The sequence below is a fragment of the Microbacterium sp. NPDC077184 genome (genome assembly GCF_040687055.1).
Classification (GTDB): domain Bacteria; phylum Actinomycetota; class Actinomycetes; order Actinomycetales; family Microbacteriaceae; genus Microbacterium.
Genome location: NZ_JBFBMM010000003.1, coordinates 39,259 through 65,723, shown reverse-complemented (window position 1 = coordinate 65,723; position 26,465 = coordinate 39,259). Strand labels below are relative to the sequence as shown.

Below are 26,465 nucleotides of genomic sequence, written 5' to 3'. Positions count from 1 at the left end.
GAGCGGCGATCACATCAGCGACAGCGCGGCGAGGGAGATCGCGGCGAACACCGCGATGAAGACGACGTCCGGAACCCGGACGATTCTGCGCATCAGCGGGACCGCGGCAGCGAGCAGGATCGACCCGACGATCACCCAGACAGGTCCCACGCCCGCCCCCTCGGCGATCTCGCCGCCGGCATGCAGCAGGGAAACGGCGGTGGACGCGAGCAGGCCGCAGATCACGGGCAGGATGTAGGCCGAGATGTTCCGGACGAACACCGAGTCGCGGGCCCGGTCGTAGCCGGCGAAGAGCAGCAGGGCGATGGCCGCGCAGCTTCCGACGGTGATGAGGAAGGATGCCGTCGCGAAGACGATCCCCGCCGCCACCGACCCCGTCTCCAGGCCGACGGCGTAGGACACACCGGAGGCGATCTTCACCAGTATCGGTCCGGGGAGCGCGTTCGCGACCGGCACGATCTGCCCGTAGAAGACGGTCGCGTCGACGAGTCCGGAGGCGACGAAGAACCCGTCGGCCACCCCGACATAGGCTTCGCCTCCGCCGAAGGACGACACGGTCGACACGAGGACGAGCCCGAGGAATCCGACGGTGGCCAGGCTGGGCGAGACGGCGAGTGCCACGACGAAGCCGACGCCGGCGACAGTGGCGAGCACCCCGGCCGCGGTGATGGCTCGACGGGCGCCCGGCGGACGGGTGGCGCTCGCGCCCCCGTCGACATCCGATGTCGAAGGATGACGCACGCCGCGCAGCATCTGCCACAGCGTGACCATCGCGATCACCACCAGTGACAGCAGCACGAGCCCGAGGGCCGACAGTTCCGGGAGGACCCACGGGGGCGGCGTCCCGACGACCTCGCCCCCCAACTCGATCGTGCGACCCGCCCCCGAGAGGACGAACGCCGCCACGGCGATGACGAGGGCGGACGGCCGCACGCGGCCCCCGGGCGCCACGACCTTCGCGACGTAGTGCGCGAGCAGATAGAGGATGAAGGCCGACACTCCCAGCGAGGCGAACTCGACGACCGCGACAGCACCCGGGCCGAGGAGGGAGAACACCGCCAGCAGCGCAACCGTCCCGACTGCCCCCGGGAGCGCGACGGCGAGGCCGGCCAGACAGGCCGCGACGATGCCGTTGAGCTGCAAGCCGGACAGCGACGCGATCTTCACCGGCAGGGCACCGGGGGTGATGTTGGCGATCACCGTGTCCTGAACGAACTCCGCGTCGTTCAGCCGTTCCGGAGCGACGAGCTCCTTCTCCATCACCGGGATGAGGGCGCTGCCGCCGCCGAAGCCGATGACCCCCACCTTCGTCATCGCGAGGGAGTGATGGAGGCGGGTCATCCGGCGGGATGGCCGCCTCGAGCCCTCCCCGTTCGTCTCGCTCACGCGGCGACCGTGCGGAAACCGGCGTTGCCCATCGAGGAATCCGGCGTGTTCTGCGACCGGGCGGCGTTGCGGTACCGGTTGCAGTACGAGATGTGACAGAGATAGCTCCCTCCGCGCAGCACGCGGGCCGAACCCGATTCGGGCCCCGTCGGCGATTCGCCGGGCGATCGTCCGTAGTAGTGGGGATCGAACCAGTCGGCGCACCACTCCCACACGTTCCCGACGGTCTGGAACAGGCCGTACCCGTTGGGCGCGAAGGCATCTGCCGGGGCGGTCAGCAGGTACCCGTCCTCGGATGTGTTGGTCCTCGGGAAGTCGCCCTGCCAGATGTTCGCCCGCCACCCGCCGTCATCGACCTCCTGATCACCCCAGGGGTACTTCGCGGCGTCCAGTCCGCCCCTCGAGGCGTACTCCCACTCGGCCTCGGTGGGGAGCCGGCGTCCCGCCCACGCGCAGTACGCCATCGCGTCGTTCCAGCTGATGTGCACCGCGGGATGGTCGCCGAGCCCGACGATGTCCGAGCCACGGCCCCGAGGGTGCCGCCAGTCCGCTCCGCGCACCCCGAACCACCAGGGGGTCCCCGACGGCTGCCCCACGATGTCCTCGCGCATCGCTTCGACGGCGAGGTGGAAGACCGCCGAGAAGCCGAAGGTTTCGGCCTCCGTCAGGTATCCCGTCGCTTCGACGAAGCGGGCGAAGGCGTCGTTGGTGACGGTCGTCGCGTCGATCGAGAAGCCTTTCAGTCGCACCCGATGCACCGGAACTTCGCCGTCGCCCGGGTTGCGGTCTCCCGACGAGTCCCCCATCGCGAAGGAACCCGCGGGGATCTGCGCCTGCGGAAGCTCATGCCCCGCCCCGGTGCTCGACGGGGCGCTGCCCGCCGCCCCCACGGGGATCGTTCCGAACGTGCTGCGGGAAGGCGTTCCACACCCGCATCCGCACCCTGCTGCGCCGTCGCTCACGGGCGCACCCCCTCTCGGCTCCGACCTCGTCGATCCATTCTGTGCCGGATGGCACCCGGGCCTCAGATACCGCGGCCGGGTGTCAGTATGCCGCGCGGATCCAGCGCCCGCTTGATGGCGGCCTGCACGTCCAGGGTGGCGGCGTCGAGCTGCCAGGACAGCTCATGCTTCTTCACCGAGCCCACACCGTGCTCGCCGGTGACCGTGCCTCCGAGCGACAGCGCGAGGCGCGTGATGTCGTCGATCGCCGCCTCCGCCGCGCGATGCTCCTCCGGTGTGTCGTCCGCCTCGACCGTCGGGTGCAGGTTGCCGTCGCCCGCGTGGGCGACCGTCGAGATGCGTCGTCCGTGCTGCCGCGCGATCTCGTCGATGCCGCGGAAGATCGCCGCGAGTTCGGTCACCGGCACGCCGACGTCGCACGACACCCGCAGCCCCTGGGCGGTCAGGGCGGGGTTGGCGAGGCGACGCGCTTCCAGGAGAGAGTCGGATGCCGAGATCTCGAGGTCCCCGCCCCGGTGCGCGCGGACGATCTCGAGGATCTTCTCCGCCTTCTCCTGTGCGTCGCGGCCGACGGTCTGTCCGACGAGGATCGCGGCTCCCGGAACCGGGATCCCGCTCGGCTGGAAGGACTCGATGATCTCGACGCTGAGCGCGTCCATGAGCTCGAGGACTTCCGGGGTGTTCTCGCTCGCCACGACCGCGGTGACCGCCGCACCGGCATCGCCGATGTCGTCGAAGCTGGCGCGGAAGGTACGCGGCTCCCCCGGCGGGATCGGTTTCAGGCGCACGGTCGCCGCGGTGATGACGCCGAGCGTGCCCTCGGATCCCGTGAACAGGCTCGTCAGGTCGTAACCGGTGACGTTCTTCCGGGTGCGGGAGCCCGTGTGCATGACGCGTCCGTCCGCCAGGACGACCTCGAGGCCGGCGACCGAGTCCGTGGTGACCCCATGGGAGACGCAACGGAGTCCGCCGGCGTTGACGGCGATGTTGCCGCCGATCGTGGACCACTTCGCACTCGCTGGGTCCGGCGGGAAGAACAGCCCGTGCTCCCCCGCTGCGGCATCCAGATCGGCGGTGATGACCCCGGCCTCCACCGTCGCGAGCCTGTTGCCCGCGTCGATCTCGACGATGCGGTTCATGCGGGCGAGGGAGATCACGAGGCCGCCCGGGTAGCCGACGGCACCGCCGGAGAGCCCCGTGCCCGCGCCGCGGACCGAAACCGGTACGCCACCGGCGTCGGCCCACGCGAGGGCCGCACTGACATCGGCCGTGGTCTCGGCGTGCACCAGCGCGACGGGCATGCCCTCCGGCTGGGCGCGCGAGCTGTCGCGCGCGAAGGCGTCGATCTCGGCCGCGTCGGTGCTGAGGCGATCGCCCAGCACGCTTCTCAGGCTTTCGATTTCCCGCATGTGCATCTCCGTTCGGGTCGTGACTCAGGCCTTCGACAGGCCGTAGATCGGGCTCTTCGCCTGCTCCTCCTCGAAGTCCGGGCCGAGAGGGACGCCGGTGCGATCACGCAGCACGAGCGTCGCAAGCAGTCCGAGCACGGTCATCCCGGCGAGATAGAGCGTCACGGACCACGTCGTTCCGGTCGCCTGCACGAGCGCCGTCGCGATCGTCGGCGCGAAGGCACCACCGAGGATCGCGCCGATCGCGTACGAGATCGACACACCGGAGAAGCGGATGGATGCCGGGAACAGCTCGGCGTAGTACGCCGCCTGCTGCCCGTAGGTGAACCCCAGCCCGATCGCGAGGATCGCCAGTCCGGTGAACAGGACGGCGATCTCGCCGGTGTTCACGAGGGGAAAGAGGGTGAACACGCCGATGAGCTGCAGGATCCAGCCGCCGATGTAGGTGGTGCGGCGGCCGATCCGGTCGCTGATCCATCCGGCGACCCAGGTGGAGGCCAGCCAGAAGACCGCGGAACCGGTGACGGCCAGCAGCACATCGCTGCGCTCGAGCGCGAGCGGTCCGTCGGGGTTGGTGGCGTAGTTCTGGATGTAGCCGCCGGTGGTCATGTAGCCGACGGCGTTGTTGCCCGCGAAGACGAGCGCGGCGATGATCACGAGCAGCGCGTGCTTGCGGAAGAGCTGTGCGATGGGGGTGCGGGTCTGCTCCTTGCGCTCGGCCAGCTCCACGAAGACCGGGCTCTCCTCCACCCGACGGCGGATGTAGTGGCCGACGAGGATCAGCACGATCGAGAAGAGGAACGGCACGCGCCAGCCCCACTCGAGGAAGGCGTCGCCGGGCGCGATCACCGCCATCAGCGCCATCATCCCGGAGGCGAGGAGGAGCCCGATCGGCACGCCGATCTGCGGGGACGCACCGAAGAGTCCGCGCTTGTTCTTGGGGGCGTGCTCGACGGCCATGAGCACCGCGCCGCCCCACTCGCCGCCCGCCGAGATCCCCTGCAGGATGCGGAGCACGATGAGCAGGATCGGCGCTGCGACGCCGATGGCGGCGTACGTCGGAAGCAGACCGACCAGGGTCGTGGCGACGCCCATGAGGATGAGCGTGATCACCAGGACGATGCGACGGCCGTACTTGTCGCCGAAGTGTCCGGCGAGGAAGGCGCCGAGCGGGCGGAACAGGAAGCTGATGCCCACCGTGAGGAACGACAGGATGATGCCCATCGTCTCGCCGAGCGGCGCGAAGAACAGCTGCGCGAAGACGAGGCCTGCCGCCTGGGCGTAGATGAAGAAGTCGTACCACTCCACCGTCGTGCCCACGACCGTGGCGAAGACGACGCGCCGGCGATCCTTGGGTGTGCTGATGGTGCCGGTCGGGGTGAACCCCTCGGGCGTTGTTCTGCTCATCTTCTCTGACTCCTCGATGACGACGTTGTCTCCGGCGGGCCGCAAATCGATCGCTTGCCGGGGCCGCTGTCGATAATATACGATTTGAGATATGCCGCAAGCGCAAGGATGCCCATGATCACTCACACCGCCGTGACGGATGCCGAAGACGGACGTTTCGCCGCCCTCCCGGGTCGCCCCGGGAAGATCGTGGCGATCCACCTCAGCTACGCATCCCGCGCTGACCAGCGGGGTCGTCGCCCGGCCGCGCCGTCCTACTTCTTCAAGCCGTCCAGCTCTGTCGCCCGCTCCGGCGACACGATCGAGCGCCCCGCCGGCACCGAGCTCCTCGCCTTCGAGGCGGAGGTCGCCCTCATCATCGGCACCGACGCCCGACAGATCGGCGTCGACGAGGCGTGGGCCCACGTCGGCTGGGTCACGGCATCCAACGACTTCGGTCTGTACGATCTGCGCGCGAACGACAAGGGGTCGAACGTCCGTTCCAAGGGACGCGACGGCTACACCCCGATCGGGCCCGCCCTGCTGGATGCGCGCGACCTCGACCCCGAGGCCCTGCGTGTCCGCGCGTGGGTGAACGGCGAGCCGGCGCAGGACGACACCACGGGCGGGATGATCTTCCCGTTCGCGCAGCTGATCGCCGACCTCTCCCAGCACATGACCCTCGAGCGCGGCGACGTGATCCTCACCGGCACCCCCGCGGGATCATCGGTCGTGGTGCCCGGCGACGTGGTCGAGGTCGAGGTCGACGCTCCGCGCGCTCCCGGCGCACCGTCGACCGGCCGACTGCGCACCACCGTCGTCCAGGGCGACACGGGCTTCGACGCGAGCGTCGGCTCACTCCCGGCCGTCGACGATCACCAGCGCGCCGAGGCCTGGGGCTCCCGGGAGGCGGCCGGACTTCCCGCGCAGGCCCCACCGACCCTGACACCCGACCTTCGCGAGAAGCTCGAGCGCGCGCCGGTGGCCGGACTCTCCCAGCAGCTGCGCAAGCGCGGCCTGAACAACGTCACCATCGACGGCGTCCGGCCCCTCCACCCCGGGAAGAAGCTCATCGGCCTCGCCCGCACCCTCCGCTTCGTCCCGAACCGCGAAGACCTCTTCACCAGCCACGGCGGCGGATACAACGCTCAGAAGCGGGCGTTCGACGCGGTCGGCGACGGCGAGGTGCTCGTCATCGAGGCCCGCGGCGAGACCGGCTCGGGCACGCTCGGCGACATCCTCGCGATCCGCGCCCACGCCCGGGGCGCGGCCGGGGTGGTGACCGACGGCGGCGTCCGCGACGTCGACGCCGTCACGGCGGTCGGCATCCCGGTGTACACCGCCGGTGCGCACCCCGCCGTCCTCGGACGCCGCCACGTGCCGTGGGACGCCGACCTCACGATCGCGTGCGGCGGAACGACCGTGCAGCCCGGCGACGTCCTCGTCGGCGACGCGGACGGCGTCATCGTCATCCCGCCCTCGCTCGTCGAAGAGGTCGTCGACGCGGCGCTGGAGCAGGAGATCGAGGACGGGTGGATCGCCGACCAGGTAGCGCAGGGGCATCCGGTGGACGGGCTGTTCCCGCTCACCGGCGAATGGAAGGAACGGTACCTCGCATGGCGAGCGCAGAAGTGACCGCCCCCACCTCCAGCCTCAGCAAGTCGCAGCGGGCGTATCACTGGGTGAAGGAGCGGATCGCCTCCCAGGAGTTCACCCCGGGGTATCGCCTGGTCCTCGGCGCGATCGCCGCCGAGCTCGACATGAGCGTCGTCCCCGTGCGCGAGGCCATCCGCCAGCTGGAAGCGGAGGGGCTGGTCACCTTCGAACGCAACGTCGGCGCCCGGGTGTCGATGGTCGATGACACCCAATACCGCTTCAGCATGCAGGCCCTCTCGATCCTTGAGGGCACGGCGACCGCGCTCGCGGCCCGCCGGCTGACGGTCGACGACATCCGTCACGCCCGGGAGGTCAACGAGCGCATGATCGCCTCGCTCGCCGATTTCGACCCGCGATCCTTCACGCGCCTGAACCAGGACTTCCACGCGACCCTCTACGGCAGGTGCGCCAATCCGAGGATGCTCGAACTCGTCGAGGCGGAGTGGGCGCGCCTCGGGCACCTCCGCGACTCGACGTTCAGCTTCGTGCCCGGCCGCGCGCAGGAGTCGGTGCAGGAGCACGAGAACATCCTGCAGCTGATCGAGGCGAGCGCCCCGCTCGGCGAGATCGAGAAGGCCGCTCGGCGTCATCGTTCGGCGACCCTCGACGCCTACATGATCCACGAGCACCCCGACGAGACCCTCGGTCTCCCCGCATTCTGACCCCTCCACCGCATTTCCAGAAGGAGCATCATGACCGACACCGCCACCCGCGCGACGACGCGCCACGTGCCCGCCGACCTTCCCGATCACATCCAGCACTACATCGGCGGGGAGTTCGTCGATTCGATCGACGGAGCGACCTTCGACGTCCTCGACCCGGTCTCGAACGAGACATACCTGACCGCGGCGGCGGGCAAGAAGGCCGACATCGATCGCGCCGTCGCGGCTGCGCGCACAGCCTTCACCGAAGGACCGTGGCCGCGGATGCTGCCGCGCGAGCGCTCCCGCATCCTCCACCGCATCGCCGACATCGTCGAGTCCCGCGACGCGCGTCTGGCCGAGCTGGAGTCGTTCGACTCCGGCCTGCCGATCACCCAGGCCCTCGGTCAGGCACGTCGTGCCGCGGAGAACTTCCGCTTCTTCGCCGACCTGATCGTGGCGCAGGCGGATGACACCTACAAGGTGCCCGGGCGCCAGATCAACTACGTCAACCGCAAGCCCATCGGCGTCGCGGGGCTCATCACGCCGTGGAACACGCCGTTCATGCTCGAGTCGTGGAAGCTGGGTCCGGCGCTCGCGACCGGGAACACCGTCGTGCTCAAGCCCGCCGAGTTCACGCCGCTCTCGGCCTCGCTGTGGGCGGGCATCTTCGAGGAGGCGGGACTGCCGACCGGAGTGTTCAACCTGGTCAACGGTCTCGGCGAGGACGCCGGAGATGCGCTGGTGAAGCACCCCGACGTGCCGCTGATCTCCTTCACCGGAGAGAGCCGCACGGGCCAGATCATCTTCGGCAACGCCGCCCCCTACCTCAAGGGCCTGTCGATGGAGCTCGGCGGCAAGTCGCCGGCCGTCGTCTTCGCCGACGCCGACCTCGATGCGGCGATCGACGCGACGATCTTCGGGGTGTTCTCCCTCAACGGCGAGCGCTGCACGGCGGGAAGCCGCATCCTCGTCCAGCGCGAGGTGTACGACGAGTTCGTCGAGCGGTATGCCGCGCAGGCGAAGCGCGTGCGGGTCGGCTACCCGCACGACCCCGCGACCGAGGTCGGCGCACTGGTGCACCCCGAGCACTTCGAGAAGGTGATGAGCTACGTGGAGATCGGGAAGTCCGAGGGGCGCCTGGTCGCCGGCGGTGGCCGTCCCGAGGGGTTCGACACCGGCAACTTCGTCGAGCCCACCGTGTTCGCCGACGTCGCGCCGGACGCGCGGATCTTCCAGGAGGAGATCTTCGGCCCCGTGGTCGCGATCACCCCCTTCGACACCGACGAAGAGGCGCTGGAGCTCGCGAACGGCGTGCGGTACGGTCTGGCGGCGTACATCTGGACGAACGACCTCAAGCGCGCCCACAACTTCTCGCAGGCTGTCGAGGCCGGGATGGTGTGGTTGAACTCCAACAACGTCCGCGACCTCCGCACCCCCTTCGGCGGCGTGAAGGCATCCGGCCTCGGCCATGAGGGCGGCTACCGGTCGATCGACTTCTACACCGACCAGCAGGCGGTGCACATCACCCTCGGCAAGGTGCACAACCCCACCTTCGGCAAGGGCGGCGACGCAGCCGCATCCCACTGACGAGAATCACACGCAAGGACCTGACATGAGCCACCGCGACACCATGACCCTGACCTCCTCCGGCTTCTGGGTGAGCCAGGAGGCGCCGATCCAGTCGGCGAACCCCATCCCTACCCCTACGTCGCCGGCGCCCGACATCCTGCGCTGCGCGTACATGGAACTCGTCGTCACCGATCTCGCCGCGTCGCGGGAGTTCTACGTCGACGTGCTCGGTCTGCACGTGACGGAGGAGGACGACACCGCGATCTACCTCCGTTCGACCGAGGAGTTCATCCACCACAACCTCGTCCTCCGCCAGGGGCCGATCGCGGCCGTCGCCGCGTTCTCGTACCGGGTGCGCGCGGCGGAGGACCTCGACAAGGCCGTCGCGTTCTACACCGAGCTCGGCTGCGAGGTGCGACGCGAGCCGAACGGGTACACCAAGGGCATCGGCGACTCGGTCCGCGTGATCGACCCGCTGGGCTTCCCGTACGAGTTCTTCTTCGCCACCGATCACGTCGAGCGCCTGTCGTGGCGGTACGACCTCTACAGCCCCGGCGAGCTGGTGCGTCTGGACCACTTCAACCAGGTGACCCCCGACGTGCCGCGCGCGGTGAACTTCATGCAGTCCCTCGGCTTCCGGGTCACCGAGGACATCCAGGACGAAGAGGGAACGGTCTACGCCGCGTGGATGCGCCGCAAGCCCACCGTCCACGACACGGCGATGACCGGCGGCGACGGCCCGCGCATGCACCACGTCTGCTTCGCCACGCACGAGAAGCACAACATCCTCGCCATCTGCGACAAGCTCGGTGCGCTGCGCCTGTCGGACCGCATCGAGCGCGGACCCGGTCGCCACGGCGTGTCGAACGCGTTCTACCTCTACCTGCGGGATCCCGACGGGCACCGGGTCGAGGTGTACACGCAGGACTACTACACGGGGGATCCCGACAACCCGGTCGTCACCTGGGATGTGCACGACAACCAGCGCCGCGACTGGTGGGGCAACCCCGTCGTCCCGTCCTGGTACACGGAGGCCTCGCTCGTCCTCGACCTCGACGGCAACCCGCAGCCGGTCGTGGCCCGCACCGACTCGTCCGAGATGGCCGTGACGATCGGCGCCGACGGATTCTCCTACACCCGAGCGCCCGAGCAGAGCGACGGCGAGTTCAAGCTCGGCAATCAGCTCTGACGACGAGGAGGACATCGGATGCTGCCATCTGACACCATCGCGGAGATCGCCGAAGAACTCGCCGAGGCCGACCGCACGAACGGCGTGATCCCGCGGATCACCGCGCGCTATCCCGACGCCACGGTCGAGGACTCCTATGCGATCCAGGGGGTCTGGCGCGATCGCAACATCGCCGCCGGGCGTCGCCTGGTCGGCCGCAAGATCGGCCTGACCTCGAAGGCGATGCAGGAGGCGACCGGCATCACCGAGCCGGACTACGGGGTCATGTTCGACGACACCGTCTACCGCTCCGGAGATGAGATCGACGCGTCCCGTTACTCCAACGTGCGCATCGAGGTCGAGCTCGCCTTCGTCCTGGGTCGGCCGCTGGAGGGTCCCGACTGCACCCTCGAGGACGCCCTCTCCGCGATCGACTACGCCGTGCCCGCGCTCGAGGTGCTCAACTCGCACATCGAGCTGGCAGGCCGGACGATCGTGGACACCATCTCGGACAACGCGGCCTATGGCGCAATGGTGCTCGGCGACGTGCACAAACGGCCCGACGAGATCGACCTGCGCTGGGTTCCCGGCGTCCTCTCCCGCAATGGGGAGATCGTCGAGACCGGCGTCGCTGCCGGCGTGCTCGGTCATCCCGCCACGGGCGTGGCCTGGCTCGCGAACAAGTTCGCCCAGCACGGCGCGCGTCTGGAAGCCGGCGAGATCATCCTCGCCGGCTCCTTCACCCGACCGATGTGGGTGGAGGCCGGCGACGAGGTGCTGTGCGACTACGGCCCCATGGGACAGATCACATGTCGCTTCGTCTGAGCCCGACCTTCCGCGCCGCGCTGGAGGCGGCTGAGCAGCCACTCGCGGGGATATGGGTGTGCTCGGCGAGCCCCCTCGTCGCCGAGATCGTGGCGGGCTCGGGCACCGACTGGGTGCTCATCGACATGGAGCACTCGCCGAACGGTCTCGCGTCGGTACTCGCTCAGCTGCAGGCGATCGCGGCCTACCCCGCGACACCGCTCGTGCGCGTCCCCGACGGCGATCCCGTCCGGCTCAAACAGGTGCTCGACGTCGGCGCGCAGAACATCCTGGTGCCCATGGTGTCCTCCGCCGAGCAGGCCCGCGACCTCGTTGCGGCTGTGCGGTATCCCCCTCGCGGCATCCGCGGCGTCGGCTCGGCCCTCGCCCGCTCCGCGCGCTGGAATCGCGTCGACGATTACCTCGCACAGGCGGACGAGCACGTCTCGCTCTTCGTCCAGGTGGAGAACGCCGCGGGCGTGGAAGCGGCCGGCGAGATCGCGGCGGTCGACGGCATCGACGGGGTCTTCGTGGGCCCCAGCGACCTGGCCGCGTCCCTGGGCCTTCTGGGGCAGCAGACGCACCCGGAGGTCGTGTCCGCGGTGCAGCGCGCCTTCGCCGCCGTGCGCGCGACGGGCACACCCGTCGGGGTCAACGCCTTCGACCCCGCCGCGGCCGATGCCTACGTCGAGGCCGGCGCGGACTTCCTCCTCGTCGGCGCCGACGTCGCGATCCTCGCCCGGGGCACGGAGGCTCTCGCGAAGCGCTGGGCGGCCGAAGACTCGGGTCCGCGCGCCAGCTACTGAGGTGCGGGTATGCGGCCCCTCACGGCCGCACACCCGTCTCCCAGGGTTTCCGAGCTCACCGCGCCGCGGCCCGCCCTCCGGAGCGACCGTCGAGGGCGTCGAGGATCGCGCGCGCGCCGGTGAGACCGGTTTCCACGGCACCATCGATGAACCCGCCCCACCCGTCCGCGACGTCGGAGCCCGCGAAGCGGATGCGACCATGCGTCGCACGGAGCACGGCCAGGTGCGACGTGAGGAATCCCGTGCGGTGCATCGGCCACGTCTCCTGCGCGTAGGGGTCGCTCACCCAATCGTGACCGGCGGTCTCGACCACGCGCAGCCCCAGATCCCATCGATCGAGAGCGGCCTGCACGGCGGACGTGTCGCCGGCATCGAGGGATGCGGCATCCGGACCGAAGCCGACGACGATCGTGCGGCCGTCACGGAGGTACTCGGACTGGATGAAATTCAACGGCCAGTCCGCCGAGCCCATCGCCACGAAGGGGGCGTGCTCGCCTTCGAGCGACATCCAGACCTTTGTGCCCAGCCCCAGCTGTCCGTCGACGGTCGCGGCGGCCACCGTCTCGAGCCCCGGGGCGAACTCCACCCTCGACAGCGCGTGCATCGGGATCGTGACGAGCACCTGCTCGGCCGTGACCACCTCACCCTTGTCGGAGATGACGCGCACTTGCGCGTCATCGTGTTCGATGCGACGGATGTCGACGCCGAAGCGGACGTCGGCGGTGGAATCGTCACGGATCGCCTCGGCGAGCGCGCGGGTCCCGCCGGCCACCTTGTACGACGCGCACGCTTCCCAATTGGTCTTCCAGTCACCGTCGGTCAGCGCGACCCACCGCAGCGCCTGGGTGAAGGCGGCGTGATCGAGGCGACCGTTGAAATTCAGCGCCCAGAACGAGGACAGCAGGATGTTCTGCTCTTCCGTGATCGGCAGGGCGTCGATCGCCTCCCGGACCGACCGACCATCCAGGTCGACGGCGGCGGTGGACGCCGATGCCGAGAACGGAAGGGGAAAGACCTCACGGGCGCGCTCCATCAGCGCGGTGTTCGGTCCGTCGAGCACGTCGAGCAGGTCTTGGGGATCGCCGGCGACCGTGGTGGTCCCGTTCCACCAGAACGCCCGCTCCGGTGTCGGGCTGGGAACGATGCCGATCCCGTAGCGCGCGAGCTCCGCCCACACGTACGGCTGCGACCAGTGCACCCAGGTTCCGCCCAGTTCGACCGGCATGCCGAATCGCTCCGCCAGCCAGGTCCGACCGCCGATGCGGTCCCGGGCCTCCAGAACGACGACGCGCTTGCCGGCACGTGTCAGCTCGCGTGCGGCGATGAGCCCCGCGAAGCCGGCGCCGACGACGGCGACGTCGTAAGCGTCCCTGACCTCCGACGTGCCGCTCATGAGTAGACGAAGAACTCGACGGTCGGCTCGAGGACGGTCCAGACCGCGGGAACGTCCTTGTTGAACGACGCCGAGTCTCCCGCGCCGAGCTCGAACGCGTCCTGGCCTTCCGGCTCGATCCTCACGCGGCCCTCGACGATGTACACCGACTCGTCGGCGTGACCGACGACGCGCATCGGCCCCGGGGTCTCCTCCGGGGTGATGAACCAGTACCCGCACGACAGAGCGTCGCGCTCCCCGTCCCCCGGCCGGCGCACCCACTGGACCACACCCACCTCGAACGGCTCGGCGGCCGCACGGTCGATGGCCGCGTGGATCACGAAACTCTCCTGAGACATGAACGTCCTCCTTGACGATGCCGACGTTCGGTTCGTCGGGTGGCGCCAATATAAGCACATGCTTAGTTTTGCCCGCAAGAGTGCGCCGCCTAGGATCGGCCAGATGCGCGAGCGTGTGCCGTACGGAGAGGGGCGCGATCTCCTGATCGCCGCGACGATCGCCGTGGTGGCCGAGAAGGGCCTGCGAGGCTTGACCTTCCGCGCGGTGGCCGATGTCGCAGGCGTGAACAATTCCCTGGTCGCCCACCATTTCGGCTCCCGCGACGCCCTCCTGCTCACCGCGATGGAATCCGCCGTCGAGAGGTCGATCGACTCCTCCGGCCTCACCGACATCGCGAGCGACGAGGACTTCGCCGCCACCCTCCTCGCCTCGGTGACCACGGAGCCCGAGCTGCAGGCGTTCCAGTACGAGATGATCCTGGAAGCCCGCCGGAACCCGCCGTTCCGCGAGCCGGTGCGCCGCCTGTACGACCGCTACCAGCGAGAGGTCGCCGAGGGCCTCGTGCGCCTCGGCTTCGCCGGCGACGTGGAGGGGGCGGCGCGGCGCATCTTCGCCGCCCTCGATGGACTGGTCCTTCAGACCATGGCCGGACTCGATCGACCCGAACTCCGCCGAGCGATCGACGACGTGGTGCGAGCAGCTCGCGCGGAAGCGGCCGCGCTCCCTCGCCGTCAGGGCGAAGCGACGACCTGAGAGGCCGAGGTCACCGCGATACCGAGCGCGACGACCGCTTCCTCGAACTGCTCGGCGGTGATCGATCGGCTGATGTATTGGACCATGAGGCCGTCCAGAGCGGCGAACAGGGCGAGATTGAGAGGTTCGCTCGCCGGCGCGCCGAGGCGCTCGCGCCCCGCGGCCAGCGCGGCGACATACCGCGAATAGAGCGAACGGACGGCATCCTGCAGCTCCGGGCGCCGACTGGACTCCAGGATCATCTCGAACTGGAAGACCGCGACGTCCACGTCCGAGAGCACGTTCTGCACCAACGCCGCGCGGAAGGAGTCGGCGTCGGTCGCATACTCGGCCAGATCCGCGCCCGCGATCGAGCGCTCGCCACTCCACTCCAGCGCGGCCGCCAGCAGCTTGTCGCGGGTGCCGAAATGGTGGGCGATCAGGGTGTTGTTCACGCCGGCCTCCGCCGCGACAGCACGGAACGTGAGCCCGCGCAGTCCCTTCTGCGCCACGACGTGCACGGTCGCACGCAGAAGCGCCTCCCGGCCTTCGCCGTGGTTGATCGCGCGGGACCCGTTCGCCATGCCTCTCAGCATAGGCGCGGCATCCTGTTCGGGATTCCGCATCCGCCGCCCCCGTCCACGCGCTCCCACGGAATCCGAAAACAGGTCTTGACGAGGCCCTCCCGAGGGCGTAACTTGCTCGCTAAGCAACTGCTTAGCCTTGTTGCGTCACATCCGCTGTCACGAGCCCCACCCGATCTGTTGAACCGGCTCGTCCAGCGACAGCCGGTCCAAAGGAGGACCCATGAGCAATGCGACCGAGCGCCACCTCAGCCCCCCGCAGATGGGAGAGACGAAGCTGAAGGCGAACAGCCTGGGCTTCATCGGCGTCGCCTTCTTCGTCATCTCCGCCGCCGCTCCCATGGCGGCGTTCGTGGGCGCGAGCCCCGTGATCTTCTCGATCATGGGCCCCGTCGTTCCGTTGATCTACGTGCTGGTCGCGCTCGTGATCGCGATCTTCGCGATCGGCTACCTCAAGATGAGCCGTCACGTCGTCAGCGCCGGCGGGTTCGTGTCCTACATCGCACGTGGACTCGGCCGCAACGCCGCGACCGGCGCCGCGGGCATCGTGATCGTCACCTACATCGCCCTGCAGGTGGGACTGTGGTCTCAGTTCGGGGTCTTCGCACAGCAGCTCGCGGCGAGCTATCTCGGCATCGACATGCCCGTCTGGTTCTGGGTGCTGATCTTCCTCGCCGCCACGACCGCGCTGACGATGTTCGGGGTCGACCTCAATCTCCGCATCCTCGGAGTCCTGCTCGTCCTGGAAGTCGTCGCCGTCGCGGTGCTGGTCATCGGTGTCTTCGCCAACTCCGCCGGCCGCGACCTGTCCCTGGTCAGCTTCGCGCCGTCCGGTCTCTTCCAGCCCGGGCTCGGCGTTGCGGTCCTCTTCGTGTTCGCCTGCTTCACCACCTTCGAAGCGACCACCGTGTTCAGCGAGGAGGCCCGCGAGCCGCGGCGCACCATTCCCCGCGCGCTGTTCACGGTCATCGTCTTCGTCGGCGTGTTCTACACGCTCGCCACCTGGGCCGTGAGCATCGCCGTCGGCCCCGACAACATCCAGGAAGCCGCCGGCAGCGACCTCGCGGGCATCATCTTCGCGATCTCCCGTGACTTCGTCGGTCCGTGGCTGGACATCCTCATGCAGGTCCTGGTCGTCTCGAGCTTCATCGCGATGCTGATCGGCGTGCAGAACATGTTCGCGCGCTACATGTTCGCGCTCGCCCGCGCCCGCGCCCTGCCGCGACCGCTGGCCACGGTGACCCGTCGTTCGCAGGCTCCGGCGCGTGCAGCCCTGGTCAACGGCGTGATCGTCGGCGTCATCCTCATGGCGTTCCTCCTGTCGGGAGCCGACCCGATCACCGTCGTGTACGCCTGGTTCCTCGCGCTCGGAACGATCGGCTTCGTCGTCATGATGGCCTTCGCCTCCATCGCGATCGTGGTGTTCTTCATCCGCGAGAAGCTCGAACGCGGATTCTGGACGACCCGCGTCGCCCCCTTCGCCGCCGTGGTGCTGATGGTCTCGGTCCTCGTCGTGGCCATCGCCAACTACGACGCCCTGCTCTTCGACGACGGCGTCGTGGCCCGCGCGATGCTGTGGTCGATCCCGATCGCCTTCGCTCTCGGAGCGCTGCTGCCCGTCGTCAAGAAGGACGTCGACTTCGGCACCGTCGTCAGCGCCGGCAACTGACCAACCTCCCCCTCGAAAGGAAGTCATGACTCACTCACCCACGCAACTCGCCCCGACCGAGCAGGGATACGTCCCCACCGAAGAGTGGCCGGATGTCACCACGATGCTGGACGGCTTCGGCGACCCCAGCCTCCCCAGCAGCCGACAGTTGGAAGGCGCCCCCGTCACCGTCCGCTTCGAGAACGGGTGGACGATCCGGCACGAGTTCACCGACGGCCGGATCACGTGGGAGATCGTCGACGGCGATGGCGCGGGCGCCACCGGCACCCACCCCTATCGTGCGGTCGAGGTGCGTCCCGGGATCTTCTTCATCGACTTCGTGAAGGGCGAGGGGATCCACTCGAGCGACGTGTCGATGGTCCTCAACGTCGCCGACGGTCGTGTGACCGTGGCGGAATCGGCCTTCGTCGACAAGGCGGGGCAGGTGCGGATGAAGACCGACTTCCTGTCCGGCCGCGTGGATGGCACCGGGGAGATCGAGCCCCGGGGACGCACCAGCGAGCTGGTCGGGAAGCGGATCTACTACCGCTACAGCCCGACCGAGCACTACGAGCACGTCTACCTCAACGCCGGCACCTTCGTCTGGCACTGCGTCAAGGGCGGCGAGGTGGGTCTCGCGTGCGCCGACCCGGTCCAGGTGTTCGAGCTGGCCGAAGGCATCGTGCTCCTGCACTGGAGCGAGCAGGTCATGCCGGTCGAATCGATCGTGACGATCGATCTGACGAACAAGCGATCGGTCGGGCGGATGTTCTGCTGGGACGGCCCGACGCTGGACACCGTCCACATCCCCTTCGACAGCGAGTTCACCATCCTGTCCGACGTGCCGTACCCGAACGAGTGACACCCCTGTTTCCCGAAAGGAGACTCTCATGACGACCACCACTTCCCTCCTCGACCGCATCGGCGTGGGCGAGGCCGAGGGCCGCGCCATTCCGGATGCCGCCACCCGCGAGACCATCGGCTACGCACCGGTGCACTCCGTCGATGACCTCGAAAGGGCGATCGACGCCGCGCGGGCCGCTCAGCCCGCCTGGGCTGCGCTCGGGCACGCCGAGCGCAGCCGGATCCTCCACGCGATCAGCGATGACCTCGAGGCCAACGCGGAGGAGCTGGCGCAGCTGCTCTCCCGCGAGCAGGGCAAGCCCCTCGACGGACCGAACGCGCGCTTCGAGGTCGGCGCCTGCGCGGTCTGGACGCGCAACGCCGCGGACACCGCACTGGAGCCGGAGGTGGTGTTCGAAGCGGGCACGGCGCGCTCCGAGGTCCACTACGACGCGCTGGGGGTCGTCGGCGCCATCGGGCCGTGGAACTGGCCCATGATGATCACCGTGTGGCAGATCGCGCCCTCCCTGCGGATGGGCAACACCGTCATCGTGAAGCCGAGCAGCTACACACCTCTGTCGGTGCTCGCGCTCGTCGAGATCTACAACCGCCACCTGCCGGAGGGCGTCCTGACCGTCGTCAGCGGCGACCGCACCGTGGGATCGGCCCTCGCCTCGCATCCCGGGATCGACAAGGTGATGTTCACCGGCTCCACCGCGGCCGGACGCCTGATCGTCGAGTCCTCGGCGCGCAATCTGGCTCGCCTGACGCTCGAGCTCGGCGGCAACGACCCCGGGATCGTGCTGCCCGGGACGGATGTCGCCGCAATCGCCGAGAACCTGTTCTGGGGCTGTTTCATCAACACCGGACAGACCTGCGCGGCCCTCAAGCGGCTGTACGTGCACGATTCCGTCTACGACGAGGTGGTGCAGACCCTCGCGGACATGGCTCGGTCGATGCCGATGGGCCGCGGCCTCGACGACGGCAATGTCCTCGGACCGCTGCAGAACCAGGGCCAGTTCGATATCGTCAAGGACCTCGTCGACGACGCTCGCTCGCGCGGTGCGCGCATCGTCGCGGGCGGCGAGCCGGCGTCGGAGCTCGGTCCGCTGTTCTACCGCACGACGGTGGTCGCCGACATCGAGGACGGCGCACGTCTGGTCGACGAGGAGCAGTTCGGCCCCGCCATCCCGGTGATCCGCTACACCGACGTCGATGACGCCGTGCGTCGCGCGAACGCCTCCGAGCAGGGGCTCGGCGCATCGGTGTGGTCGAACGACGTCGCCGCCGCCGTCGAGGTCGCCAAGCGCGTCCAGGCGGGAACGGTGTGGATCAACCAGCACGGTGCGTTGAACCCGAACGTGCCGTTCGGAGGGACCAAGCAGTCCGGGTACGGCCAGGAGTTCGGCGTCGCCGGGCTGAAGGCCGTGGCGGCTCCCAAAGTGATCAGTCTCTGAGCCCGGCATGGTCTTCACCGGCGCACACGTGAAAGACGACGTCGTCGTCGTGACCGGCGGCGGCACCGGCATCGGCGCGGCCATCGCGGCCCGCTACGCCGACGAGGGCGCGCGCGTGGCCATCCTCGGCCGGCGCTCCGCCCCACTGGAGGAGGTCGCCGGTGCCACCGGCGCCCTCCCGGTGGTGGCGGACGTCGGTCGCGCCGCGGATGCCCGTCGCGCACGGGACACCATCCTGGAGACGTTCGGTCGTGTGGACACCCTGGTGTGCAACGCCGGGGGCCCCGGGTTCACGACGGTCGAGGATGCCGACGACGACGAGTGGGCGGACGCGCTGCACGCGAACCTCACCACGGCATTCGTCACCGCGCGGGAGTTCCTGGGCCCCCTCGGCGCGACGCGCGGGCGGATCGTCGTCGTCTCGTCGCTGTCCGGGCTCTTCGCCGGCCCCGCGATGGCGGGCTACACCACCGCGAAGCACGCTCTGATCGGACTCACCCGCTCGCTCGCCCGGGATTACGGCGCGCGTGGGATCCGCGTCAACGCCGTGTGCCCCGGCTGGGTGCGCACACCCATGGCCGACGAGGAGATGGACGACCTGGTCTCCCGCGGCGGCGCGCCCACCCGCGACTCCGCGTACGCGAAGGTCACCGCGGACGTCCCTCTGCGCCGCATCGCGGAAGCTCGGGAGATCGCCGCGGCGGTGCGCTTCCTGGGTTCCGAGGAGTCGTCGTACATCACCGGCGCAACGCTCGTCGTGGACGGTGGGGCGCACATCGTCGACCTCCCCACGCTCGCATTCGAGAAAGCCCTCCCGCAGGGCGACGAGGTGCCGGAGGTGCCGAGATGGACATGAGACTCGCCGGTCGGGTCGTCGTGGTGACCGGAGGCGCGTCCGGCATCGGCCGCGCGTGCGTCGACGCGTTCACAGCCGAGGGCGCTCGGGTCGCCGTGTTCGACCGACAGCCCGCGGGCTCCGACGCGGGCACGTCCGCCGGGGAGCCGCTGCACGTGACGACGGACGTCACCGACGAGGACGATGTCCGCCGCGCCGTGCGCGTCGTCGAGGAGCGGCTCGGTCCCGTCGATGTGCTCGTCGGCTGCGCCGGCGTCTCGGGACCCGTCGGCACCGCGCTCTCCCACGTGGAGGCGGCCGAATGGGATCACGTCATGGCGGTGAACGTCCGGGGCAACTTCCTCGTGACCAAGCACTGTCTCGCGGATCTGGAGCGCAGCGAGGTGGGCACGATCGTCCTCGTGGCCTCGGATTCCGCGCTCGTGGCGTTCGAGGGGATGGGACCGTACACGGCGTCGAAGGCGGCGGTGGTGGGCCTGACGAAGGCGATCACCGTCGACCATCCGGCCGTGCGCGCGAACGCGCTGTGTCCGGGAGTGGTCGACACTCCGATGTCGCGGGGGGATCTCGGGATGCCCGACGGCTTCGCCGGGACGGATATGCCCGTCATGTCACCTCACCAGCTCGCCGCCCACGCGGTGTTCCTCGCTTCTCCCGTGAGTGCCCCGATCAATGCGACCACGGTCGTCGCCGACTTCGGCATGCTCGCCCGTTCGGCCCTCGGAACGCTGGATTTCACCGCGGACGCGTCCCACTGATGAGGGGCCCGCTCGCGCTGATCGCGCGAGCGGGCCCCTCTCACTCCTCGAGCCGGTAGACCGTCCGACCGCCGACGATCGTCTCCCGCACGCGCGCGGCGCCGATGTCGCCTTCGTCCACCCCGAAGAGGTCACGATCGACGATGACCAGGTCCGCACGCTTTCCGACGGCGAGGGTACCGCGCTCGTCGGATCGCCCGACCGCCTCCGCGCCCACCCGGGTCACCGCCTCGAACGCCTCGATCCGGGTGATCGGGTGGGATCCGTGCTGGATCGCCCCCTGGATCCCGGGGAGGAGGTTCGGATCGGGGGTGATGATCCAGTCGCTTCCGATGGTCATCCGGGCGCCGTGATCGAGCATCCGCCGGAAATGGAAGGCGTCGCCCAGCCCGTACTCGGGAAGGTGCCACAGCGCCGGCGACATCTCCGCGGTCACATCCAACTCGCGGAAGCGAGCGAAGTCCTCGTCCGCGACGAAGCCCGCGTGAGCGACCTCGTGGACGACGCCGGGACCATTCGCCCCGCGTACTTCGGCGATCGCGTCGAGACACGTACGGACGGCCCCGTCACCCGCGCAGTGGATCTTCACCGGACGCCCCTGCGCGTCGAAGCCGGCGACCACGCGGGCGAGTTCCTCCTTCGACACGAGGAGCCAGCTGTCGTCGATCTCTCCGGAGGCGGTCAACGGCGCGTGGGTGCTGTGCGGCGGCAGAGGTGCTCCGTCGATCCAGATCTTCACGAATCGGGGATCGACGTGCGCCGAGGCCCACCGGTCGCACTCCCGGAGGAGCTCGTCCAGGCGCTCCCCGCTGGCCATTCCGAAGCCTTCCGAGCGCCACACGAGGTGCGCGGCCACGTGAAGGTCGAGTTCGCCCGCGGCATCCAGCGCAGCGTACGCGCGGAGGGCCTGCTCGGACGCCGAGGCCTCCTGCACGGAGGTGATGCCGAAGCGGTGGCAGACCCCGACGGCCCACCGCACGGCCGCCAGGTACTCCTCGTCGGGGCGGTCGGGGATGCTCCGCAGCACCTTCCAGGTCGCCTCCTCGACCAGCTCGCCGGTGAGCCGCCCGTTCTCGTCGCGGATGTAGGCGCCGCCGTGGCCGAACTCGTCCTCCTCGCCGATGTCCGCGAGGGCGAGCGCCCGCGAGTTGGCGACACCGTGGTGGATCGAATAGTCGTAGAGGTAGACCGGTTCGTCCGGGAAAGCCGCATCCAGGTGCGCGCGTGTGAGAGCCGCCTCCCCGGTGATCGCCGGGGGGAACACCTCTCCCCCGACATGCCAGGCGCAGTGCGCGTCCCCCTCGGGGTGCGGGTGGTGCGCGCGCAGCTCCTCCACGATGCGATCGGGCCCGGCGAATGCAGGCAGACGCGTCTCGTACAGGTATTTGAGACCGCTGAACAGCAGGTGCGTGTGGGCGTCGTGCATGCCGGGCATCAGGGTGCCGCCGGCGAGGTCGACGACCCGCGCCTGCGGTCCGGCTGCCGCGCGCGCGCCCTCGTCGTCTCCGACGAAGACGATGTGCGGACCGCGTGTGACCAGCGCCTCGACGAACGGCGCGTCCGGTTCGGCTGTGAAGATGCGGCCGTTGGTGTAATGGGTGATCTGCATGCCCGTCTCCTCTGTGGTCGTCGGCGCCGTCACGGCTGCGGCACCGTTTCAGCGGACGTCTCCTGGACCGACCGGGCTCGCCAGGCCCGCCGGACCGCCTGCTGGATGGAGCGGTCGAGGGCGACCGCGAGCACGAGCGTGAGGCCGATGAACACGGTCTGCAGGAACGCGGACACTCCGGCGATCACGAGCCCGTTCTTCAGCACACCGAAGAAGAGGAGACCCGACAGCACGCCGCTGATGCGCCCCACACCGCCCTCGAAGGCGACACCGCCGAGGAGGACCACGGTGAGCGCCGCGAGCTCCATGCCCTGACCGACCGTGGGGCTCACCGCGGTGAGCTTGGCTGCGAGCATCATGCCCGACACCGCCGACAGAGCGCCCGTGACGACGAAGACACCCAGGCGCGTGCGTCGGACGCGGACCCCCATCAGATGCGCGGCGCGGCTGTTGCCGCCGATCGCCAGGATCTGCTTGCCGACGCTCGTGCGGTTGAGCAGATACCACGCGGCCACCGCCGCGACGACGAGCACGATGATCTGGATCGGCACCCCCAGGATCGAGAAGGTCCCGAAGGACGTGAAAGCGGCAGGAAGGCCGGTGATGGTCGTCCCACCCGTGAGCAGCAGCGCGAGCCCGCCCCACACGCTCAGGAATCCCAGAGTCACCACGAAGGTGTTCAGGTTCAGGTAGGCGACGAGGAACCCGTTCACCGCTCCCGCGAAGACGCCGAAGGCGAGTCCTGCTCCGACGCCGAGCAGAGCGCTCCCGGTCGCGACCATGACCAGACCGGCGATCACCGCGCCGCACGAGGCGATCGCGCCGACGGACAGGTCGGCGCATCCCATCATCACGACGAAGGCGACGGGCAGGGCGATGATGCCCAGCTCGACGATCTGCGAGAGCACCGTCACCCCGTTGCCGATGCTGAAGAAGCGCGGGTTGATGATGGTGAACACGGCGATGAGCGCGAGCAGAGCGGCGAGCACACCGTTCTGTGCGAGGACGACCTTCGCCTTGGTCGGGTCGAATCTCATGATGGGTGGACCTCGTTCTGTTCGTCGGAGTGGGAATCGCCGGCGAGGCGCAGGAGCGTGTCGAGCAGCGCCTCGTCGGTCAGGGTGGAGCCGGCGTGCAGTTCTGCGCTCCGCCGGCCGTAGAGCACGTAGGCGCGGTCGCACATGCTCGTGATCTCGTCCGATTCGGCGGAGGCGACCAGGACGGTGCTGCCCTGCTCGGCGAGCGCGCGGATCGCGCGGACGATGTCGACCTTCGCGCCGACGTCCACCCCCTGCGTCGGCTGGGCGAGGAGGAGGACCTCGGGCTGCTGGGGGAACATCCACCGGGCGAGCAGGTGCTTCTGCCGGTTGCCTCCGCTGAACTCCGACACAGGCACGTCCCCGGCGGGTCCGCGGACCTCCAGCAGCTCGCGGCTGCGCTCGTATAGATCGCCGCCGGTCTGCGGCGTGATCCACCCCGCCGCTCCCAGGTGGCCATACCAGGGGAAGAGGACGTTGTCCCGTGCGCTGAAGGTGGACAGGAGCCCATCGCGCTCGCGATCCGCGGGAACGTAGAAGACGCCCCTGCGGAGGGCATCGCTCGGGTCGGAAGGTGCGTACGGCCGGCCTTCGAGCCGGTGCCGGCTCTCGTCGGCCCGCAGCCCGTAGAGCGACTCGAGCAGATGGAACTGATCGCTGGCGGCCATGCCGAACAGCCCCACGACCTCTCCGCGGTGGGCGGTGAGATGCCGATCGCCGTACTCGATCTCCGTCGCGAGCGTTCCGCGGCGCGCGGATACGAGTGCTGCACGGACGATGCCCGGCGCCAGCGCCTCGGACAGGTCCTCGACGCGCAGACCGGCCGCGGGCTGGTCCATCACGAGCCGACCTGTGTTCATCACCGCGATGCGCGTGCAGACATCGAGGATGTCGGGCAGGCGGTGGGAGACGTAGAAGACGACCGCGCCGGCCGCGGCGAAGGAACGGATCAGTGCGTGCAGAGCAGCCGTCTCCTCCGCGCCGAGGGCCGCGGTCGGCTCGTCGAGGAACAGGACCCGGATCTCACCCTCGAGAACTCCGCGGGCGAGATCGACCGATTGACGCTCACCCAGCGACAGAGTGGCGACCGGCAGGTCGAGGGGGAGGTCGGTTCCGACTCTTTCGAGCGCCGCCTGCGCCGCGGCCGCGCGCTCCCTGCGGGATCCATGGGCAGGGCGACCCAGCTCCAGGTTGTCGAGAATGCTGAGATTGGGGACCAGCGCCGGTTCCTGATGGACGACGGTCACGCCGATCCGGGCGATGTCCCGCGGCGTGCTTCCCGCCGGGATGGGCTCGCCGTCGATGCGGATCTCGCCCGAGGTCCAGCCGATCGCCCCCGTGGCGACGTTCACCACGGTGGACTTGCCGGCGCCGTTGTGGCCGAGCAAGCCGATGATCTCGCCCGGGACAGCGCTCAGCGTGACGTGATCGACGGCACGGGAAGCGCCGAAGTCGACCGTGAGCCCTTCGAAGGAGATCCGCGGGGGTGGATTGGTTGCGTGCGTCATGTCTCTCCAGACGGATGGGCGGAGGGACCGGAGCCGGATCCGGCCCCTCCGTCACTCACTTCGAGATGAGGGAAGCGGCGTTGTCCGCGTTGACCTCGGTGACCCCGAGGGTGACGTCCTCGACCTCTCGGCCCTCCGCGGCCGCGATGAGCATCTCGAACTCGGCATCCACGAGGCTTTCGGGCGTCCAGACGAACGCCGTGCGCCACATGTCGTCGCCCGAGGCGATGAGACCGAAGGCCTCGTCGTCTCCGTCGGTGGCGCTGACGTAGTAGGACGGGTCGTTCGCGGCGACGCCGGAGTCGATGACGGCCTGACGAGCGCCGAGCACCATGTCGGCGCCGATCCCCAGCCACACGGTCGTATCGGGGTGGGCGACCAGCTGCGTCTGCGCCGCCTTGTACCCGTCGTCGCGGCTCGACGCCTCGAGGTCGTCGATGACGACGTCGGCTCCGCTGGCCTCCAGGCCCTTCTCGATGCCCTCCTTCTGAGAGCGCCCGAGATCGGCCGTGGTGTCGGCGAGGATCGCGACGCGAACCTGCTCGCCGCCGGCGTTCTCCTTGATCCACTCCCCCGCTGCCTCACCGACCTGGGAGCCGGCATCCACGGTGTCCAGAATGAGCTGGGCGGTCACTCCCTCCCACGCGCCCGCGTAGCCGAGGACCGGGATGTTCGCTGCCGTCGCCTGCGCGGTGACGGGGACCATCGCATCGGCCTGCACCGGGAAGCCCATGATCGCTTTCACGTCGCCGCGCTGCACCCACGTGGTCCAGTCGTTGACCTGGGTCTGCAGATCGAAACTCGGGTTGTCGGTGAGGAAGGTGTATCCGGCCTCCTCGATCCGCGGCTGGAGGAGATCGAGCTGCTGCTTCCAGATGTTGACATCCTGCGTCGGGAAGCTGAAGGCGATCGCTCCCTTGGACTCCTCCTCGCCTCCACCTCCCCCTGGGGCCGCGGAGCTGCATCCGGAGACGAGGAGTGCGACCGCGGCCAGGGCTGCGGCGATCGCCGATGTGTTCTTTCGCATGTGAGTGCTCATTCCTGTCGGGTGTTTCGGGGGGTGGTCAGTGATCGGACTCGTACACGAGGGCGGCGACATCGACCGCGCTCGCGCCGCCGTCCACGGGGATCACGGCGCCCGTGAGGTATCCGGCATCCGCGGACACGAGGAATCGCACGACGCCGGCGATCTCTTCGGGCGTGCCCGCGCGCCGCAGCGGGACGTTCGCAGTGGCGAGGTCGAATGCGTCGTCGAGGCCGATGCCGCGCTGGTCGGCGAGGAGGGCAAGGGATTCGGCCGACATGTCCGTGCGGACGAGGCCCGGACAGATGAGGTTCGCGCGGACGCCCCGCTTGCCGTATTCGACTGCGATCGACTGCAGCATCAGCCCGAGTCCCGCCTTCGATGCTGCGTAGCCGCTCATGAACGAGCTGGCACGCAGCGCCGCGAGCGAGGCGACGCCGACGATCGAACCACGCGTCTCGACGAGCGCCGGCAGAGCGGCGCGCGAGAGTCGGGCCGCGCCGACGAGGTTGGTGTCGGTCATCGTCCGCCAGTCATCGTCGGTGAGGTCGGCGAACCTTCCGGGGCGCGACACCGCCGCGTTGAGTACGAGCGCGTCGAGCCGCCCGAATCGTTCTCGAACCTCGGCCATCACCCGCGCGGGAGACACGGCATCCGTGACATCCGCCGCGATCGGCACGGCACCGGTCGCCTCGGCGATCTCTGCAAGGCGGTCCATGCGCCGGCCGAAGACGACGACCTCCCATCCGACGTCGCGCAGAGAGCGCGTGATGGCGGCGCCGATGCCGGTTCCGCCCCCCGAGACGAGGGCGACGCCGGAGGCGCGGGATGGATCGATGGAGCTGCTCATGGCCCTCCTTTGGACCGGCCGTCGTGACGGCTGATGGTGCGAATTCCAGCGACCTTGCGGCGCCCGACTGCTCATACTGAGCAAGTGCACAGGAGTC

Annotated in this window: 24 protein-coding genes; 12 read left to right on the top strand and 12 right to left on the bottom strand. The window is 69.3% G+C overall.

What is annotated here, in order from left to right:
• Window positions 1-9: 9 nt before the first annotated feature.
• The 4 genes from AB0O93_RS07375 to AB0O93_RS07360 all read right to left on the bottom strand — a co-directional run bounded on the left by AB0O93_RS07375 (window position 10) and on the right by AB0O93_RS07360 (window position 5,164).
• On the bottom strand, window positions 10-1,341 hold the full coding sequence (locus AB0O93_RS07375) for a chromate transporter (RefSeq protein ID WP_363341999.1): 1,332 nt from the start codon (window positions 1,339-1,341) through the stop codon (window positions 10-12).
• Between the two features lie 41 nt (window positions 1,342-1,382).
• Window positions 1,383-2,276: a formylglycine-generating enzyme family protein gene (locus tag AB0O93_RS07370; RefSeq protein WP_363341997.1), complete on the bottom strand. Its 894-nt coding sequence runs from the start codon at window positions 2,274-2,276 to the stop codon at window positions 1,383-1,385.
• Window positions 2,277-2,410: 134 nt separating this feature from the next.
• A complete protein-coding gene (locus AB0O93_RS07365) occupies window positions 2,411-3,757 on the bottom strand; it encodes an FAD-linked oxidase C-terminal domain-containing protein (protein ID WP_363341995.1) in 1,347 nt (448 codons plus the stop codon).
• Window positions 3,758-3,781: 24 nt separating this feature from the next.
• Window positions 3,782-5,164 (bottom strand): MFS transporter, encoded by a 1,383-nt coding sequence (locus AB0O93_RS07360; protein ID WP_363341993.1) that lies wholly within the window; start codon window positions 5,162-5,164, stop codon window positions 3,782-3,784.
• 114 nt (window positions 5,165-5,278) lie between these two features.
• On the opposite strand from AB0O93_RS07360, the gene AB0O93_RS07355 reads away from it, so the two are divergent.
• The 6 genes from AB0O93_RS07355 to AB0O93_RS07330 are packed head-to-tail and all read left to right on the top strand — an operon-like array spanning window position 5,279 to window position 11,790.
• Window positions 5,279-6,778 carry a fumarylacetoacetate hydrolase family protein gene (locus AB0O93_RS07355; protein ID WP_363341991.1) on the top strand — a complete coding sequence of 500 codons (1,500 nt, stop codon included), beginning with the start codon at window positions 5,279-5,281 and terminating at the stop codon, window positions 6,776-6,778.
• Window positions 6,760-7,461, top strand: coding sequence for a GntR family transcriptional regulator (locus tag AB0O93_RS07350; RefSeq protein ID WP_363341989.1), 702 nt, complete (start codon window positions 6,760-6,762; stop codon window positions 7,459-7,461). Before AB0O93_RS07355 ends, AB0O93_RS07350 begins: the two co-directional genes overlap by 19 nt.
• 30 nt (window positions 7,462-7,491) lie before the next feature.
• Window positions 7,492-9,030, top strand: a complete 1,539-nt coding sequence (hpaE, locus tag AB0O93_RS07345; RefSeq protein WP_363341987.1) for a 5-carboxymethyl-2-hydroxymuconate semialdehyde dehydrogenase — start codon at window positions 7,492-7,494, stop codon at window positions 9,028-9,030.
• Window positions 9,031-9,055: 25 nt separating this feature from the next.
• Window positions 9,056-10,201 carry a 3,4-dihydroxyphenylacetate 2,3-dioxygenase gene (hpaD, locus tag AB0O93_RS07340; protein ID WP_363341985.1) on the top strand — a complete coding sequence of 382 codons (1,146 nt, stop codon included), beginning with the start codon at window positions 9,056-9,058 and terminating at the stop codon, window positions 10,199-10,201.
• 18 nt (window positions 10,202-10,219) lie between these two features.
• Window positions 10,220-11,005, top strand: a complete 786-nt coding sequence (locus AB0O93_RS07335) for a fumarylacetoacetate hydrolase family protein (protein ID WP_363341983.1) — start codon at window positions 10,220-10,222, stop codon at window positions 11,003-11,005.
• Window positions 10,990-11,790 carry an HpcH/HpaI aldolase/citrate lyase family protein gene (locus AB0O93_RS07330; protein WP_363341981.1) on the top strand — a complete coding sequence of 267 codons (801 nt, stop codon included), beginning with the start codon at window positions 10,990-10,992 and terminating at the stop codon, window positions 11,788-11,790. The genes AB0O93_RS07335 and AB0O93_RS07330 overlap by 16 nt, the downstream gene beginning before the upstream one ends.
• Window positions 11,791-11,845: 55 nt before the next feature.
• Here the strand turns inward: AB0O93_RS07330 and AB0O93_RS07325 are convergent, their stop codons facing one another.
• Window positions 11,846-13,183, bottom strand: coding sequence for an NAD(P)/FAD-dependent oxidoreductase (locus tag AB0O93_RS07325; RefSeq protein WP_363341979.1), 1,338 nt, complete (start codon window positions 13,181-13,183; stop codon window positions 11,846-11,848).
• Window positions 13,180-13,521, bottom strand: a complete 342-nt coding sequence (locus AB0O93_RS07320; RefSeq protein WP_363341977.1) for a cupin domain-containing protein — start codon at window positions 13,519-13,521, stop codon at window positions 13,180-13,182. Before AB0O93_RS07320 ends, AB0O93_RS07325 begins: the two co-directional genes overlap by 4 nt.
• Before the next feature lie 103 nt (window positions 13,522-13,624).
• Between AB0O93_RS07320 and AB0O93_RS07315 the strand changes: the two genes are divergently transcribed.
• Complete coding sequence (locus AB0O93_RS07315; RefSeq protein ID WP_363341975.1) at window positions 13,625-14,215, top strand: TetR family transcriptional regulator; 591 nt, start codon at window positions 13,625-13,627, stop codon at window positions 14,213-14,215.
• On the opposite strand, the gene AB0O93_RS07310 is transcribed toward AB0O93_RS07315, so the two are convergent.
• Window positions 14,194-14,778 (bottom strand): TetR family transcriptional regulator, encoded by a 585-nt coding sequence (locus tag AB0O93_RS07310; RefSeq protein ID WP_363341973.1) that lies wholly within the window; start codon window positions 14,776-14,778, stop codon window positions 14,194-14,196. The genes AB0O93_RS07315 and AB0O93_RS07310 overlap by 22 nt on opposite strands.
• Window positions 14,779-15,001: 223 nt before the next feature.
• Between AB0O93_RS07310 and AB0O93_RS07305 the strand changes: the two genes are divergently transcribed.
• From AB0O93_RS07305 to AB0O93_RS07285, 5 genes are read left to right on the top strand one after another with little or no spacing between them, the layout of a single operon-like run.
• Entirely contained in the window at window positions 15,002-16,447 is a 1,446-nt protein-coding gene (locus tag AB0O93_RS07305) for an APC family permease (protein ID WP_363341971.1), read from the top strand.
• Between the two features lie 25 nt (window positions 16,448-16,472).
• The gene (locus AB0O93_RS07300) at window positions 16,473-17,288 is read left to right on the top strand and encodes a MoaF C-terminal domain-containing protein (protein ID WP_363341969.1); all 816 of its coding nucleotides are present in this window, start codon (window positions 16,473-16,475) and stop codon (window positions 17,286-17,288) included.
• Between the two features lie 28 nt (window positions 17,289-17,316).
• A complete protein-coding gene (locus tag AB0O93_RS07295) occupies window positions 17,317-18,726 on the top strand; it encodes an aldehyde dehydrogenase family protein (protein ID WP_363341967.1) in 1,410 nt (469 codons plus the stop codon).
• A 7-nt stretch (window positions 18,727-18,733) separates the two neighbouring features.
• Window positions 18,734-19,582, top strand: coding sequence for an SDR family oxidoreductase (locus tag AB0O93_RS07290; protein ID WP_363341965.1), 849 nt, complete (start codon window positions 18,734-18,736; stop codon window positions 19,580-19,582).
• Complete coding sequence (locus AB0O93_RS07285) at window positions 19,573-20,340, top strand: SDR family oxidoreductase (protein WP_363341963.1); 768 nt, start codon at window positions 19,573-19,575, stop codon at window positions 20,338-20,340. Before AB0O93_RS07290 ends, AB0O93_RS07285 begins: the two co-directional genes overlap by 10 nt.
• Window positions 20,341-20,380: 40 nt before the next feature.
• On the opposite strand, the gene AB0O93_RS07280 is transcribed toward AB0O93_RS07285, so the two are convergent.
• Genes AB0O93_RS07280 through AB0O93_RS07260 form a run of 5 tightly spaced genes read right to left on the bottom strand, consistent with a single transcriptional unit; the run spans window position 20,381 to window position 26,368 of the window.
• On the bottom strand, window positions 20,381-21,949 hold the full coding sequence (locus AB0O93_RS07280; RefSeq protein WP_363341961.1) for an amidohydrolase: 1,569 nt from the start codon (window positions 21,947-21,949) through the stop codon (window positions 20,381-20,383).
• 29 nt (window positions 21,950-21,978) lie between these two features.
• Window positions 21,979-22,986: an ABC transporter permease gene (locus AB0O93_RS07275; RefSeq protein ID WP_363341959.1), complete on the bottom strand. Its 1,008-nt coding sequence runs from the start codon at window positions 22,984-22,986 to the stop codon at window positions 21,979-21,981.
• Window positions 22,983-24,494, bottom strand: coding sequence for a sugar ABC transporter ATP-binding protein (locus AB0O93_RS07270; protein WP_363341957.1), 1,512 nt, complete (start codon window positions 24,492-24,494; stop codon window positions 22,983-22,985). Before AB0O93_RS07270 ends, AB0O93_RS07275 begins: the two co-directional genes overlap by 4 nt.
• Before the next feature lie 55 nt (window positions 24,495-24,549).
• Window positions 24,550-25,521, bottom strand: a complete 972-nt coding sequence (locus tag AB0O93_RS07265) for a sugar ABC transporter substrate-binding protein (RefSeq protein ID WP_363341955.1) — start codon at window positions 25,519-25,521, stop codon at window positions 24,550-24,552.
• Between the two features lie 37 nt (window positions 25,522-25,558).
• Complete coding sequence (locus AB0O93_RS07260) at window positions 25,559-26,368, bottom strand: SDR family oxidoreductase (protein WP_363341953.1); 810 nt, start codon at window positions 26,366-26,368, stop codon at window positions 25,559-25,561.
• Window positions 26,369-26,465 lie beyond the last annotated feature (97 nt).